Origin of the sequence: Terriglobus albidus (assembly GCF_008000815.1) — a bacterium.
In the GTDB taxonomy this organism is placed as follows: domain Bacteria; phylum Acidobacteriota; class Terriglobia; order Terriglobales; family Acidobacteriaceae; genus Terriglobus; species Terriglobus albidus_A.
In genome coordinates this window covers 6,207,138-6,221,827 of sequence record NZ_CP042806.1, presented here as the reverse complement: position 1 = coordinate 6,221,827, position 14,690 = coordinate 6,207,138, and the positions used below count along the sequence as shown (strand labels likewise).

The following is a 14,690-nucleotide window of genomic DNA, read 5'->3' as shown; positions in this document are numbered from 1 at the left end:
AGAGGGATAAACAAAGGTAATGATTCGTAATAAGGCTGTTGTATAGAAGTAAACCGGCTAACTTTTTCGGGAAAAGGTAAGTCTGAATCGAATAAATTCAGTAATCTTTTGCGAAAGAATGAGGCTATCTTTAAACCACTTCAGCCAGATTGATCGATACTGTCTCTTTATCGGAGAAGCTGCGCCGATCCCAGAGAATTTTGAATGCGCATGTCTTCTCGCCTTGGTCTAATATCCTCCGGCAAGGTCCCCTCCCTGCGAACGGTAGGCGGACTGATTGCGGCTCTTTTTCTTCCTTTCCTCCTCACGCGTGTCAGCCTGCATATTGAGGTCCTGAAGCACGTGCCGTTCGCGCTGGCATTGCTCTTTGTTGGGGCGATGACTCTCTGGCAGCGGCTCCCGGCTGGGATCGTGGCCTCCCTATCGATGGCTTTTGGAGCATGGCGGAAGTTTCTCGAAATCGACCAGGGCGAGCATCCGGTTCGCGCTGTGTTGCGAGCGACCGTGACCTTTGGTGTAGGGTATCTTTTCGCTGCCGGCTGGGAGTGGCAGAGACGGAACCGTGATTGCCTGGCCTTTGCCTTGTCGGAACTCAACGCACGCAGAGAAGTACTAACCGAGGCACAGAAAGCCTCAAAGGCCGTGGCATGGTCTTACGATCTTTTGACCGGCCGAATGACATGGGAGGAGGATGGCCTCGATGTCTTCGGCAGGCCGCTGCTGGATGCCTCCACCCCTGCGACCTCATTGGAGCTTGTCTATGAGGACGATCGCACTCGCGTCACACAGATGTATCAGGAAGCGCTTGCGAAAAACGCGCCGTTTGAGATTGAGTTCCGGTGTCTATGGCCGAATGGGGAGATGCACTGGCTTGAGGCTCGGGGGAAACCCTCGACCGCAAGGCCGCATACATGGATTGGCATCACAAGCAACGTAGACACCAGGAAGCGATCGGAGCAGGCGCTGATCCGATCGGAAAAGCTGGCAGCGATCGGACGTCTGTCTTCCACCATTGCCCATGAACTGAATAATCCGCTGGCCGCGCTGACGAACCTGATCTATCTTGCGCTGTCCGATCCCGCATTGTCGGAAGAATCTCGCGAATATCTTGTAATCGCCCACACGCAAATCAGACGTTTGAGCACGGTTGCCAGGCATCTCCCGACCCAGCGGGCCTTCCCTCAGGGAAGCCCAGCCGATCTCCACGAGATTGCGATGGAAGCAGTCGATCTGTTCGCCGCGCGGTGCGCATCCAAAGGATGCCAGATCAGAGCAATCGAGAAGAGCCCGGCGAGAACCAGCGCTTCCAAAGAGGACGTAACCCAGATCCTGATCAATCTTCTGAATAACTCCTGCGATGCCGTAGCCGAAGGTATGGGAGAGATTGTGGTCGAGGTCTTTTCTCAGGGAGAAGTTGCCTGTATACGAATTCTGGACAACGGGCCGGGTATCCCTGCCGAGGTGCTCAGTCATCTTTTCGAGCCGTTCTTCACCACCAAAACAGACATCGGCACAGGCGTCGGTCTTTGGATGGCGAGAGAACTCGCAATCCGGTGTGGTGGACGTCTCATCCTCAGCGACTACGCAGCACCATTTGCGACCGCATTTCACCTGGAACTCCCGCTGGCCCAGAACAATGGAACCCACTCCTAGCAGCATCGACAAATTTGGTCTGAGGCGACGGAGCGACAGCGAAGGCTGTCCGAGATGGCCGCAAAAGAAAAATAAACATTTTTCTAATTCTTTTGTCGAATAGGGGAGCCCTGATTCGACGCATAGATAGAGCTCGGACTTCGCAGGCTGATGGCCTCAAATAGCCCAGCTCACAACCCCAACGTTTTCTAAGGAGACAACGATGAAATTTCTAAGCATCTACAAGGCGCCTGAACGAAGCACCCCGCCCTCCCCGGAAGAGATGGCAACCATGGGTAAGCTAATCGAGGAAGGCTTTACCAAGGGCTGGCTTCTCGGCACTGAGGGCTGCCTGCCTTCGGCGCTTGGTGTGCGGGTTCGGCGCTCTGATGACAAGATCACCGTAACAGATGGGCCTTTCACCGAAGCGAAAGAGGTGGTGGGTGGATTTGCTCTGTTGAAGGCGGACTCGAAGGAAGAGGCAATCGAGTTGGTGCGGCAGTTCCTCAAGGTGGTCGGAGAAGGAGAGTGTGAACTGCGCCAACTTTACGAGCAGTACTCGGGGGACCAGGCCGCTTGCTACGAGGCGGAGGCGGTTGCACTCAAGAAGTAAATCTGTGTAATCAGGTTTACCCCGGAGCATTTTCCTGTAGGTGTAATGGAGGGATTCAGCATCAATGGGCGTTTTCCGCGATGAAAACGCCGCTGCACCCATTTTCGGGATACCCAGCAACAGGAAAAATGCTCTAGCGTCATGGTCGTAAGCACAAAAGCAAAAGCCCGGCGTATTACGCCGGGCTTTGCAATGCCATAAAGACAACTACGGTTTCAGCTTCGCAAACCATCCCAGCTTCGAGATGTCATTGAAGATCACCATAGCCGCGAAGAGCAGCAGGCAGACGAAGGCTACCTGGTAGACCCGCTCCTTGAGCTGCTGGTTCAAGTCGCGGCGGATGACCGATTCCACGATCAGCATCAGGATCATGCCGCCATCCAGAATCGGAATCGGCAACAGGTTGAAGATGCCAAGGTTGATCGAGATCATTGCCATCAGACGGAAGACCGTCCACACTGAGTCACGCGCGGCAGCGCCGATCTGCTGGCCGATACCAATCGGTCCGGAGAGGCTCTTCACCGAGACCTGGTGCGTGAACATCCGCTTCAGCACCTCGACGATCATGGTTGAGTCTTTCCAGTTCTCCTGGGCCGACTGCACGACTGCCTCGCCCCAAGGTAACTGTGAGATCCGAAGAGGCATCTGCGCCGGGAGGAAGCCAAGGCGATACTTCTTGATGCCATTGCCGATGTCACCGACCTCCGGCGTGACTTCCGTTGTCAGCGTCTTGCCGTTCCGCAGTACCTGCAGGGTTGAGGTCTTTCCGGCCTGGTCGTTCAGATACGCCAGCAGTGCGAGGACAGAACGAAGCTGCAGACCGTCGATCGCAAGAATCTTGTCGCCCGCCTGCAGACCGGCACGCTGCGCCGGAGTTCCTCCAGCCACCTCATTGACGCCGATCGGTGCATCCTGCATCGTCGGAATCATACCCAGGCTCTGCATCGCTTCGGCGTTGAACTCGGTAGTCTTGCCAACGTTGACGTTGAAGCGGGTATTCACGCGCTGCCCGTCATGCAGGTAGCTCATCGCCACGGTCTGGTTCATGTTCAACGCGGCACGACGCATTACGCCTTCCCAGTCCGGATTGGCGGCGTTGTCGAAGTGGACAATCGTGTCACCGCTACGCAGGCCGGCGGCGTCTGCCGGAGAGCCCTTCACGACGTAGTTCACACGTGCCGGCCCGGAAATGTACTCATCCACTTCGTTATGGAAGTGGAACACCAGGACCATGATGGCGAAGGCCAGGATGAAGTTCGCAACCGGTCCTGCCAGCGCAATAATCACGCGCTGCCAGCGCGGATGCGCATTGAACTCACCGGGATCGCCGGACGGTTCTTCGCCGGGATTATCGCCTGCCATCTTCACGTAGCCACCGAAGGGCAACAGCGAGAGCCGGTAATCCGTATCTCCGCGGCGGAAGCCGATGAGTCGGCGGCCGAAGCCGATGGAGAAGGTTTCAACGCGAACGCCACACCACTTGGCGGCAAGGAAGTGGCCCAGCTCATGCACGAGCACCATAATGCCCAGCACGATGGCGAGATAAATAATGGTTGTCATTGGGAGTGTGTCGGTGACCTCAGTGGGTGGCAGCCTGGCCCAGGGCTACCTCGCGTGCAAGCTGCCGAGCCTCATGGTCTGCCGTAAGCACCGCTTGAATGGACGCGGGATGGCCGGGCTTGGTTAGCTGGAGCACTGATTCTATTGTACGAGGAATCCCCAGGAAGGGAATACGTCCTTCAAGGAATGCTGCGACCGCGATTTCGTCGGCCGCATTCAGGGCGATGCAATGCGCCGGACCGGCCTCGGCAGCCTCATAAGCCAGCCGCAGGCAGGGGAACCGTGCAAAGTCCGGTTGCTGGAAGTCCAACTGGCTCAATGACTTCATGTCGAAGGTCAGCTCCGAAGGAATGCGCTCCGGATACGCCATGGCGTACAGAATCGGCAGCCGCATGTCGGTGACTGAAAGCTGCGCCAGGATGCTGCCATCCACATACTCCACCAAGGAGTGAATGGTCGACTGAGGGTGAATCGTCACCTGGACCTTGGCGGGAGGTAGATCGAACAGGCGGCAGGCCTCAATGATCTCCAGACCTTTGTTCAACATGGTCGCCGAATCGATGGTGATTCGCTGACCCATCACCCAGGTCGGATGTTTCAACGCCTGCGCCGGTGTGATGGATGCGAACAGGTCAAGAGGCGTGCTGCGGAAAGGGCCGCCAGAGGCGGTGAGCCAGATCTGTTTTACTTCGGCTGCGGTTCCACCGCGCATGCACTGGTGAATGGCATTGTGCTCGGAATCGATGGGTAGCAATGCAACCTTGTTCCGCCGCGCCTCCGCGATGATCAGTTCGCCTGCGGCGACCAGAGCCTCTTTGTTCGCCAGGCCGATGTCTTTGCCCGCTTTAACTGCCTCATACGTAGCTTCGAGGCCGGAGACGCCGACGATAGCAGAGACAACAAAGTCGACCTCCGGCAGCGTGGCCACGGCAACGGTTCCTGCAGTTCCATGCACTACATCGATGCCGGTCACGCCTTCAGAGCGTAGCCGCGCGGCAAGCTGATCAGCCAGCTCTTCGGTCGCCATGGAGACCAGCCGCGGCCGCCACTGTTTGCACTGCGCAACGGCTACATCGAGGTTGCGACCGGCGGCAAGCGAGACCGGCTGGAAACGATCCGGAAAGCTTTCGCAGATGGACAGGGTGCTGGTGCCGATGGATCCGGTAGAACCGAGGATAGCGATCTTCTTTACGGACATTGCTCCTCAATTCTAGCGTTTGGAGCTTTCGGCTATGACTTTGTCGTTTTGTTTGTCATTTCGCAGCGCAGCGGAGAAATCCGCTTTTCTACCTCAAGTGTTGGGGAGAGCCAGACGAAAAAGCAGATCCCTGCGGGATGACAAACAAAGGGTCATGCAGAGCGCGACACAACGAACCGGGTGCCCCACATACGCGAAGCTTATGTGGGCATTCGAGCTTAGCTCGAAGCGTTTTATCTTTACTAGGATCGAAACGCCTTTATCGGGAAACCTGAGGAACGAGTGTTGCTAAATACCATCGCAAAGCATTATCGAGCTGACGCTCGATACTCCCACATAAGCTTCGCGTATGTGGGGCACCCGGTGCATGGGCGACCGACTCCTAGAACGACTGCAGCAGCAGCGCGTAGTACAGCACGGGGGCCGCAAAGAGCAACGCATCAATCCGGTCCAGAACGCCGCCGTGTCCAGGCAGCAGGTTGCCGGAGTCCTTCACGCCTGCTCCGCGCTTGATCGCCGACTCCAGCAAGTCGCCGATCTGTGCCGCGACATTGATCAGTGCGGCGAAGAGCGGTACCTGCAGCAGGGTGAGACCCACATCCAGAATCGACTGTCCACGCGCGGCGAGCCACTGTCCGAACCATGTGAGCAGCAGTCCCAGAACAACGGATGCAACTACCGAGGCGATCGATCCCGACCACGTCTTACCTGGAGAGATCGACGGCGCCAGCTTCTTTCCGCCGATCGCGCGGCCGATATACAGCGCAGCGATATCGCCGGACCATACGCAGACGAAGAGGAAGATCAACAATCCGGTCGACTGCGCCGCCAGCAGATACAGCAGCGACAGCGGCCAGGCTATGTACAGCAGGCCAAACGCTCCGGCGGCAGCGTCTTTCAATACACGCGCTGTTGGCTCGGCAAACAGAGAGATAACGAAGAGCGAAAACGCGAGCAGTGTCAGCACCGGCAGCTGCAGGTTGGGCGTGAAAAACGTCGCCGCGAAGAAGGTGAGGATGGCGATGCCAGTCCACCAGTAAGGAATCTTCGCTCCGGAGAGATTCACCAGGCTGGTGTACTCAAACCCCGCAAGCAGAGCGACCAGCGTGCCCGCCAACAGCAGAAGCCATGGATAACGATTGCCGAACCACAGCAAAGCCGCGACGGCGAGAATTAAAACTGTGGCGGTAAGAATCCGTTGCATGAGTGCTAAAGGGAAGGTACTAGGTGGGGGGCGTAGGGAGCAAGGGAAGCGGGTTGAATAGTTGAATGGTTGAATCGTTGAATAGTAAAGGCCCCAGCGCGATAGCTGTTAGCTCCACACCATTCAACTATTCAACCATTCAACTACTTCACAAGTGCTTCGGCTTCAGCCGCCGTTCCCTGAAGCGCTTCTTCATCGGTCGTGGAATCGCCCAGACCACCATAGCGGCGTTCGCGTCCCTGGTAGGCAGCGATAGCTTCCAGCAGGTGCGCTCCGCGGAAGTCAGGCCATAGGCGTGGCGTCACGAAGATCTCTGAATAAGCGATCTGCCATAGAAGGAAGTTCGAGATGCGCATCTCGCCCGAGGTGCGTACCAGCAGATCAGGGTCAGGCATCTGGCCGGTGTACAGCCGAGGTCCGATCGTCTCTTCGTTGATGGCGTTGAGCAGCTCTTCGCCGGTCTTGCCGGCGGCAATGGCATCACGCAGAATGGCGCGGCAGCTATCCACAATCTCTGAGCGTGAGCCGTAGTTCAACGCCAGGGTCAGTGTGGTGCCGGTGTTCTTCGCTGTCTGCTCCTGCGCCCACAGCATGCTCTCCTGCACCTCGGCAGGAAGCTCGGAAAGGCGGCCGATATAGTTCATGCGGACGTTGTTGTCGTTCATCCGCTTCAGGTTCGAGACCAGATAGCTCTTCAGTAGCTTCATCAGGAAGTTGACCTCCGACTTCGGCCGGCGGAGGTTGTTCTCGATAGAGAAGGCATAGAGCGTCAACCAGGGCAGGTTGATGCGCGTCGCCGTTTCGACGACAAACTGCACGGATTCGGCACCTTGCTTGTGGCCGAAGAATCGCTTTAACAGCCGTTTACCGGCCCAGCGTCCATTGCCGTCCATGATGATCGCAACGTGCTCAGGAATACGGGCGGGGTCCAGCGTGCGGTAGATTGCCATCTCTTCGGGAGAGAGCTCATGCACACGGCTGGGCTGTGAAAGGGGCAAAACAGGTCACCTCGTCATCTTCGACCGTAGCACGCCAGGCGGCTCGGGGCAATTGACGCTGTGTTACAGCGTAATCAGCACCGCCGCAGCCACCGCGATCGCGAAGCCAAGATTCTGCCGCCCTGTGGTGCGTTCTTTCAGGATCCGGCTGGCCAGAATAATGGTGGACGCCGGGTAGAGTGACCCCAGCACGGCCGCCACATCCAGCCGTCCCGCCTGCGTCGCCGCGATATAGAACAGGTTGCCGGAGGTATCGACGACGCACCCCGCCAGTACCCAGTAAACCGATTTCCGCGGGAGCGTAAGCCCGCCCGCAGGTGCTCCCCTGCGGCGTCCGGCGGCGCTGATCAGGGCAAGGGTGATGGCGCAGGTTGCCAGCGATCCCACACGGGTGGTGGCCATCGGCAGCAGAACCCCTTTGCTTCCTTCTCCGGCCCACTTGATTGCCGTAAAAAAGATGCCGAAACCCAGGCCGGCAGCCAACGCCAGCCAGGTCGACCGCTTGGCATGGGCATGCGCCGCCTCAGCCAACTCGTGCTCGCCTTCCACCCCGGCAATGAACCAGATCGCCACCGCGGCCAGCAGGAAGCCCAGATACCGGCGCCAGCCCGGCGATCCCTCTGTAAAGGCCGAGATCACCGCCGGCAGCGCCGCAGCCAGCAGCCCGCTGATTGCCGCCGCCGCACCCATCGCTCCGCCTGAGAGCGAGACGTAGAAGATCGCCAGCGCCAGGCCGTTGGCTACGCCCGCAACAAGGCCCCACAGAATCGCAGTCCTGCCCGGAATTGGGTCGCCCAGGGACCACGCGATCAGGCAGACTGCCGTCATGGAGATGGTGTGCGACAGCAAGACCACCCGCAGGGCCGCGGGCACGGTTCCGCCGGAGTGTTTCGAGGCCAGACCGCCGCAGAAGTCTCCGCCGCCCCAGAAGATGGCGGCCAGCAGACCGAAGATGGCATTCGATTGGAGGAGAGCTTGCATTTAGTAGTCAGTGATACTGATGCGGCAGCATGGCCCTGGGGTGCGTAAGTTGCTGCAAACAAAAAGGCTCAGTTCCCATGGCCGGTTGCGTGGCCGGGAACTGAGCCTTTTGGTGTTTTATCGGACGCGGGTCGGAGTGTTCTCCCGGGCATCGCGGAGGCTCGGGATGAAACCTTCCTTCGCGGTGACGGTCAAGTTCGGGCGCAACACGCGCACTTCGATGGAGCGGTATTTCCCATCCATGAAGTTCTTGCTGTAATAGCCGATCGTGTATTGCGCACGCATGGTGCGGCCGATCTCGGCAAAGCTGTCTTCAATGGCGCGCTGCCGCCACTCGGAGTACAGCGTACCGCCGGTGGAATTGACGTACTTCGGCAGGATGTTGTCCTGCATCATCAGCGGCATGTGGAACTTCTCTATCCAACCAAGGCCCCAGGCGGCAGAATCGCCTACCAGCGTGCCCCAGACCGAGATCTGGTTGGTCTGCAGATAGCGGCGAACCTCGGCGAACTTGGCGTTGGAGCCATACTCCTTGCCGTCAGAGATGACATAGATCATCCGGCGGCGGTCCTTCGGACGCGTCGACAACTCCTCTGCCGCGGCCAAGATCGCGTCATTGAGGGTGTGCTGTTCCTTCGGAATGGTCAGCGTCATGCCCTGCTGGTTGCGGCGCGGCGAGGTGTTGGCGTCGAACTGGCGGCCGTTGATCGTGGTGGTCTGCGCCAGAGGGCCGCTGTTGTCGTAGAGATCCACCTCGCGGCCCTTCGACTTCGAGCGCTCCAGAATTGCGGGGAGACGCGCCGACTGTGATCCGGTAAAGTCCGTCTGCTTCTTGGTGCCGTTGTTGTACGTAAAGACGGCTACTTCATCCTGCGGGGTGAAGGCGCCGGGAAGGGCTCCGAGCGATGAGTTCACTTTCTCCATCACGTTGTACGGCAGGCTCTGGTCGATCACCAGGGCGATGGAGAGTGGCAACGGATCCACAAGAAAGACCTTCGGGTCCTGGCGGAGATTGTTCTCATAGACGCGGACGTCGCGCCAGGTCAGGCCGTAGACCAGATTTCCCTTTTTGTCTTTGACGGTGAAGGGCACCTGCACGAAGTTGACGTTCGTACGCAGAATGTACTGCGGAGCCTCCCCGGGCGCTGGAAGATCCGGCGGGGGGCCTGGATTGTCGTCCGGAACGGCTGGCTTTGCGGCCTGTGGAATCTGGTTTTCATTCGCCGGCTTGGGGGCGTCAGGCACCGTGCCTTTGCCGGGCGCAATGCCCGAAAAGATCGGTGAGGGCGCGGCCGAAGGAGCGTCCGGGATGGCCTGCTGCTGTGCCGATTGCGTCGCCGACTGTTGCCCCGCCAGGGCAACCGCCATGACGCCTGCCATAAGTCCCAGTTTCACTAGATCTTGCCTCGCTTCCTTACCTATAGAAGACTACCAGCGCGGTGATTCGGAGTCACCGCTTTCTATAGTTTTTGACGCTGGAGTATGGTTAGGGTTGCTAGACGTGCACCAATGGGTGGGAATCGCGTCTAAAAGGGTGACAAGGGTACCTATGGCGCGATTGACGTGGTGTGTTGCAGCAGTGTTAAGCGTGGCATGCGCCTCGGCGCTCGCCCAGGAGGCTCCGTCCCCTGGTGGTGCTCCGCCCATGAGCTCTGCCCCCAGCGCGGCACAAGAGGTCACTGACGCCCAACCCACCCTTCGGGTGAACGTCAACCTGGTCAATACCTACTTCTCCGTCCGCGACAAGAACGGATTCATTACCGACCTGACCAAGGACGCCTGCACCGTTCGCGAAGACGGAAATCCGCAGACCATCAAGAACTTCACCACCGAAAAGAGCCTTCCGCTGACGATCGGCATCCTGCTCGACACCTCGGGCAGCATGGAACGCATGCTGCCGATGGAACAGGATGCCGGCTCGGAGTTTCTGAAAGACGTACTCACTCCGAAGGACGAAGCCTTCCTCATTACCTTCGACGTGAATGTCGATCTGCTGGCCGACTACACCAACAATCAACGCGAACTCGACCACCAGATCCGCAAGGCCCGCATCAACACCTCGTCTTCCTCCGGCGGCATCCCCGGCATCGGCGGCGGCCCGGTACCCACCAGCAATCCGCGCGGAACATTGCTCTATGACGCGGTCTACCTGGCGGCACACGATAAGCTGCGCCCCGAGGCAGGCCGTAAGGTGATCGTCATGCTGACCGACGGTGTCGACCAGGGCAGCCAGGAGACGCTGAAGTCCTCCATCGAGACGGCACAGAAGGCTAACGCCATCGTCTACGTCATCCTGGTGGAAGACCGCAGCTTCTACTCCAACGGCGGCATCGCGTTTGGCGGCGGTGGCGGCGGCTACATGAAGAAGCTGGCGGAAGAGAGTGGCGGCCGCATGATCGATGTCGGCTCTAACGGCAAGAAGCTGAAAGATGCGTTTACCCAGATCAGCGACGAACTCCGTACGCAATACCTGATGAGCTATACGTCTACCAACCTGAAGCTCGACGGCACCTTCCGCAAGCAGGAGATCGAGTGCGGCAAGGGCCTGAAGGTCCAGGCACGCCGCGGCTACTACGCGATCGACGAAGCGGCGAAGGATTAGGGGCGGCCGCGTTTTTGTTTGTCATCCCGCAGGGATCTGCTTTTCAAAAAGAGCATAGGTAGAGAAGCGGATTTCTCCGCTGCGCTACGAAATAACAAAGAAAAAGGTGTCACAGATCTAAGCGCTGAAGGCGCGCTCTATACCAGCCGGGCAACGCCCCAGGTTCCAGGTGCCAAAGAAAAAGAAGGGCTGAAGGCCCGACCTATAGAGCTCCATCCAATCGTAGAAAAAGCAGATTTCTCCGCTTCCTTCGGTCGCTACGAAATGACAAACAAGGAAGCGATCATTTGTCCGGCTTTTCTTCCTTCGTCTCCTGATCCCCAACCACCCTATCCAGCACCAGCAGAGCACGGCCATTCGCAATAAACCAGTTCGTGTCGACACTGCTGATAAACCGCACCCGATCCTGTTTATCGGTGACGACGATTGCGGGGGTATCGGTGATCCCCAACCCACGGACAAACTCCTCTGGGACCAGCGCGGCGGAGAACGATGAAAGAGGCTGCAGCGCGGCCGGATCTGCCGGGATCTCGGAATGCAACAACGCAATGCGGACCGTAGCTCGGTCATTCAGGCCCTTCGACATTGTGCCTGTCTGCTGGAGTAGCGCTTTACAGCCGCCGCAAGTCTCCGGGACAAAGAGATAAAGATTCGCACTCGCCGCGGGCGCGGTGTAGATGGTGTTACCGGTATTCCCCTTAGGGCGCGGAAGCGGCGTGGCTTTCGGAAATGGTTTTTCAAGCGCAAGGTATCGCCGCCTGGCCATGTCCGCAACGTAAGTCTCAGCCGGGCTCGGCGGCGTCTTATGTTCTGCGATGACGGCGTCCAGCACTGCAAGGCCCGTATTGGCGTCGGAGATTTTCTGTGCGTTCCGCAACAGCGAGAGATTGGTGTAAGCACGCACTTGCGCCTGCGTCGCCGACAGACCATCGCACGAGTTGTGAATGCACTCCAGCAGCAGCGGCTGGTAGGTGGCGGCCGCCTTCAGCGCAAAGTTGAGCTGCGGCACTGAAAGTCCATCGATCGCAAGATCGAAGACTGCGGCGGTCTGCGCATTCAACGGAAGCTTCTTCGAGATCTCGTCCAGAGTCGTGACGACATCGGAGAGTCTCTGCAGGTTCAGAAGCGACTGCACCAGCAGGTAGTAGCCCTGTGCCACATGCTCTGGCGCAGGTTTACCGTCTTCCACGCGCACATAGCGGACTGATGCCGAATACGCTCCAGGCCAGTTCAGCCCTACGCCACAAAGACGAGCGAGCGAGAAGAGTTCCTCGCCTTCATACGCCGTCTTCTCCAGCCGTTCGCATTCGTGGCTGGCTTCGTGGACAGCGGTGCCAAGCGCCGCCAGTTCTGTCTCCGACCAGTTATTCGCGTCGGCGCGGGTGGTATCGAAGGGATGCATCGTCTGGTCATAGACGATCGAAGGCGGACGCTCGGGCGTTGTGTCTTCCGGGTGTTGCGCAAAGAGCGGTGTGACAAGACTCAGCAACAGGATCAACTTCCGCATAGTGAAGCGAGTGTAGCTGATGCCACTGTCTTTTGATTTGTCGTCCCGCAGTGTAGCGGAAGGACCTGCTTCTCGTCTTTCGTTTGGAGTGGAAAGATCTCTTACCTATCCATACGGTACGTCTTCAACTTTTCAACTTTTAACTTTCAACTGTTGTTTCCGCTACTCCGGAAATAACAACGCCTGCTCCGCCGGGGGACCATCGAACCTGGTCGCACGCTCCAGCCTCAACAGCGCCTCCTTGCGATGCTTTCCGCCGCCATAGCCGGTCAGCGAGCCATCGGCGCCAATCACTCGATGGCACGGAATCACGACGGCCAGGCGGTTCTGTCCGTTGGCCGCACCCACCGCACGCGAGGCGCCCATCGTCGTACCGGCAGCAATTGCAAGCTCACCGTAGCTGGCGGTTGTGCCGTAGGGAACCTGCCGCAAGGCATTCCACACGCGAAGCTGAAAGCTTGTGCCTGGAGTGATAAGAGGCACGGTGAACTCCTGCAGGGTACAGGCGAAGTACTCCGCTATCTCCCGCTCAATGGCATCGTGATGTGGCGTCCGTCCCGGCAGAATGGTATAGCCATAGCGCTTCTGCAACTCGTGCTCTTCGGTAGGCAGGGCGGGGCGGTCGTAGAACTCCAGCAGCACAAGACCGTTGTCTTCGGCCATGGCGATCATCAGTCCGAGCGGAGTCTGAAAGACGCTGGAGTAGAGCTTCTTCATGACACAACCGTGCTTTGATCATAGACCACCCGCCCGCGCGGGTTTAAGCCTCCATCGCTCCCGAGTAGACCGCCATACCGACCACGGCGTCCACGCCGAAGGCGTCAAGATCGTCGACCTCCTGCTTCGAGCGGATACCGCCGGCGACGATCAACTGCTTCGTCGTCGTTGCGCGAAGAATGGCCGCGGTGTCGATGGGGAAGCCCTGCATGGTGCCTTCGGTATCGACGTGGGTGTAGAGGAAGGCGGCGCAGTACGGCTCCAGCCAGGTGATGGCCTCTTCCGGGGTCAGGTCAACGTTGGCCTGCCATCCGCGCACCGCAACCTTGCCGTTCTTGGTATCGACGGAGAAGACCAGGTTCTCTTCGCCGACTTCTTTCTGCAGCGAGGCGGCAAAGTCTTTGCGGATCAACTGATCGGGCTTGGCATCCGGCTCGGTGTTGAAGAGCGAGCTGCCGAAGATCACGCGTTTGGCTCCACTGTCGAGCAGCGCACGGGCATCGTCGGCGGTGCGAATGCCTCCGCCCACCTGCACCGGCAGGCGCTTGGCGATGTCATGAATCAGCGCACGGTTGTCGCCCTTGCGCATGGCGGCGTCGAGATCGATCAACTGCACCAGAGGGTACTTGCTGAATTTATTGATCCAGTAGTCGAAGTCATCGAAGCTCAGCTTCAGCTCCGCTCCCTGGCGAAGCTGCACAATCTTTCCGTTCATCAGGTCTATGGATGGAATCAGCACGTCACGACAACCTTTCTAACGTTGAATCTTTCTCAAATCTGTTTTGTCATCCGCAGCGTAAGCGGAGGGTCTGCTTCTCAGCAGGGTAAGCGCATGGGGATACTGCTCTTGGCCAGCTCTTCCTTGAGTGCACGGCTCGAGGTGACGCCGAAATGGAAGATGCTTGCCGCGAGTGCGGCATCAGCCTTGCCCCGCGTAAAGACATCGGCGAAGTGCTGCGCCGTGCCGGCACCGCCGCTGGCGATGACGGGAATCTGAACGGCCTCAGAAACTGCAGCGGTGAGCTCGCAATCAAAGCCTGCGCGAGTACCGTCGGAGTCCATGCTGGTCAGCAGAATCTCTCCGGCGCCGCGATCTTCCGCTTCACGAGCCCAGTCGACGACTCTGCGTCCCGTAGGTTTGCGTCCACCGGCAACGTAGACCTCTGCATTGCGTACCGGATCGGGTGAATCAGCAGCGCGGCGAGCATCGATGGCGACGACGACCGCCTGTGCCCCGAAGGCTCCGCCTATCTCGCCGATCAGCTCCGGCCGCGCGATGGCGGCGGAGTTAATGCTGATCTTGTCTGCGCCCGCGGTGAAGACTGCCTCTGCTTCCTGTGCGGAACGAATCCCGCCACCGACGGTGAAGGGAATAAAGAGCTGCGATGCAGCGCGGCGCACGGTGTCAATCAGCGTAGCTCGGCCTTCGTGGGTGGCAGTGATGTCGAGAAGAACAATCTCATCCGCTCCTGCAGCAGCGTGGCGATGCGCCAGTTCCGCCGGGTCACCGGCGTCGATGATGTCGACAAACTGAATGCCTTTGACGACGCGTCCATCACGGACGTCGAGGCAGGCGATGATGCGTTTGGTCAGCATGCGTTTGCTTCCGTAAGAAGTTGCTGGTTCGTAGATGATGTCTTCACAAAGAATTGAGGTACATCGAAAGAATTGATTCTGC

Annotated in this window: 13 protein-coding genes; 3 read left to right on the top strand and 10 right to left on the bottom strand. The window is 58.6% G+C overall.

Going from position 1 to position 14,690, the window contains the following annotated elements; all coding sequences use genetic code 11:
* Positions 1 to 210 precede the first annotated feature (210 nt).
* Positions 211 to 1,653, top strand: coding sequence for a sensor histidine kinase (locus FTW19_RS24880; protein WP_187143162.1), 1,443 nt, complete (start codon positions 211 to 213; stop codon positions 1,651 to 1,653).
* A 202-nt stretch (positions 1,654 to 1,855) separates the two neighbouring features.
* Complete coding sequence (locus tag FTW19_RS24875) at positions 1,856 to 2,245, top strand: YciI family protein (RefSeq protein WP_147650242.1); 390 nt, start codon at positions 1,856 to 1,858, stop codon at positions 2,243 to 2,245.
* Positions 2,246 to 2,452: 207 nt separating this feature from the next.
* On the opposite strand, the gene rseP is transcribed toward FTW19_RS24875, so the two are convergent.
* From rseP to FTW19_RS24845, 6 genes are all read right to left on the bottom strand, one after another.
* A complete protein-coding gene (rseP, locus tag FTW19_RS24870; RefSeq protein WP_147650241.1) occupies positions 2,453 to 3,805 on the bottom strand; it encodes an RIP metalloprotease RseP in 1,353 nt (450 codons plus the stop codon).
* A gap of 19 nt (positions 3,806 to 3,824) precedes the next feature.
* Positions 3,825 to 5,003 (bottom strand): 1-deoxy-D-xylulose-5-phosphate reductoisomerase, encoded by a 1,179-nt coding sequence (locus FTW19_RS24865; RefSeq protein ID WP_147650240.1) that lies wholly within the window; start codon positions 5,001 to 5,003, stop codon positions 3,825 to 3,827.
* 382 nt (positions 5,004 to 5,385) lie between these two features.
* On the bottom strand, positions 5,386 to 6,207 hold the full coding sequence (locus FTW19_RS24860; protein ID WP_147650239.1) for a phosphatidate cytidylyltransferase: 822 nt from the start codon (positions 6,205 to 6,207) through the stop codon (positions 5,386 to 5,388).
* 143 nt (positions 6,208 to 6,350) lie between these two features.
* Positions 6,351 to 7,157, bottom strand: a complete 807-nt coding sequence (locus FTW19_RS24855) for an isoprenyl transferase (protein WP_147650823.1) — start codon at positions 7,155 to 7,157, stop codon at positions 6,351 to 6,353.
* 111 nt (positions 7,158 to 7,268) lie between these two features.
* The gene (locus tag FTW19_RS24850) at positions 7,269 to 8,186 is read right to left on the bottom strand and encodes an EamA family transporter (RefSeq protein ID WP_147650238.1); all 918 of its coding nucleotides are present in this window, start codon (positions 8,184 to 8,186) and stop codon (positions 7,269 to 7,271) included.
* A 117-nt stretch (positions 8,187 to 8,303) separates the two neighbouring features.
* Positions 8,304 to 9,581: a VWA domain-containing protein gene (locus FTW19_RS24845; RefSeq protein ID WP_246153486.1), complete on the bottom strand. Its 1,278-nt coding sequence runs from the start codon at positions 9,579 to 9,581 to the stop codon at positions 8,304 to 8,306.
* 154 nt (positions 9,582 to 9,735) lie between these two features.
* Between FTW19_RS24845 and FTW19_RS24840 the strand changes: the two genes are divergently transcribed.
* Complete coding sequence (locus FTW19_RS24840) at positions 9,736 to 10,788, top strand: VWA domain-containing protein (RefSeq protein WP_147650237.1); 1,053 nt, start codon at positions 9,736 to 9,738, stop codon at positions 10,786 to 10,788.
* A 283-nt stretch (positions 10,789 to 11,071) separates the two neighbouring features.
* Here the strand turns inward: FTW19_RS24840 and FTW19_RS24835 are convergent, their stop codons facing one another.
* From FTW19_RS24835 to hisF, 4 genes are all read right to left on the bottom strand, one after another.
* Complete coding sequence (locus tag FTW19_RS24835) at positions 11,072 to 12,295, bottom strand: hypothetical protein (RefSeq protein ID WP_147650236.1); 1,224 nt, start codon at positions 12,293 to 12,295, stop codon at positions 11,072 to 11,074.
* A 162-nt stretch (positions 12,296 to 12,457) separates the two neighbouring features.
* Entirely contained in the window at positions 12,458 to 13,012 is a 555-nt protein-coding gene (locus tag FTW19_RS24830) for a methylated-DNA--[protein]-cysteine S-methyltransferase (protein ID WP_147650235.1), read from the bottom strand.
* 43 nt (positions 13,013 to 13,055) lie between these two features.
* A complete protein-coding gene (locus FTW19_RS24825; RefSeq protein ID WP_147650234.1) occupies positions 13,056 to 13,751 on the bottom strand; it encodes a HisA/HisF-related TIM barrel protein in 696 nt (231 codons plus the stop codon).
* A gap of 77 nt (positions 13,752 to 13,828) precedes the next feature.
* Positions 13,829 to 14,608, bottom strand: coding sequence for an imidazole glycerol phosphate synthase subunit HisF (hisF, locus tag FTW19_RS24820; protein ID WP_147650233.1), 780 nt, complete (start codon positions 14,606 to 14,608; stop codon positions 13,829 to 13,831).
* Positions 14,609 to 14,690 lie beyond the last annotated feature (82 nt).

Coding starts and splice junctions, on each gene's coding strand:
- FTW19_RS24880 (WP_187143162.1), top strand. CDS start 211: ATGTCTTCTCGCCTTGGTCTAATATCCTCCGGCAAGGTCCCCTCCCTG.
- FTW19_RS24875 (WP_147650242.1), top strand. CDS start 1,856: ATGAAATTTCTAAGCATCTACAAGGCGCCTGAACGAAGCACCCCGCCC.
- rseP (WP_147650241.1), bottom strand. CDS start 3,805: ATGACAACCATTATTTATCTCGCCATCGTGCTGGGCATTATGGTGCTC.
- FTW19_RS24865 (WP_147650240.1), bottom strand. CDS start 5,003: ATGTCCGTAAAGAAGATCGCTATCCTCGGTTCTACCGGATCCATCGGC.
- FTW19_RS24860 (WP_147650239.1), bottom strand. CDS start 6,207: ATGCAACGGATTCTTACCGCCACAGTTTTAATTCTCGCCGTCGCGGCT.
- FTW19_RS24855 (WP_147650823.1), bottom strand. CDS start 7,157: ATGGCAATCTACCGCACGCTGGACCCCGCCCGTATTCCTGAGCACGTT.
- FTW19_RS24850 (WP_147650238.1), bottom strand. CDS start 8,186: ATGCAAGCTCTCCTCCAATCGAATGCCATCTTCGGTCTGCTGGCCGCC.
- FTW19_RS24840 (WP_147650237.1), top strand. CDS start 9,736: ATGGCGCGATTGACGTGGTGTGTTGCAGCAGTGTTAAGCGTGGCATGC.
- FTW19_RS24835 (WP_147650236.1), bottom strand. CDS start 12,295: ATGCGGAAGTTGATCCTGTTGCTGAGTCTTGTCACACCGCTCTTTGCG.
- FTW19_RS24830 (WP_147650235.1), bottom strand. CDS start 13,012: ATGAAGAAGCTCTACTCCAGCGTCTTTCAGACTCCGCTCGGACTGATG.
- hisF (WP_147650233.1), bottom strand. CDS start 14,608: ATGCTGACCAAACGCATCATCGCCTGCCTCGACGTCCGTGATGGACGC.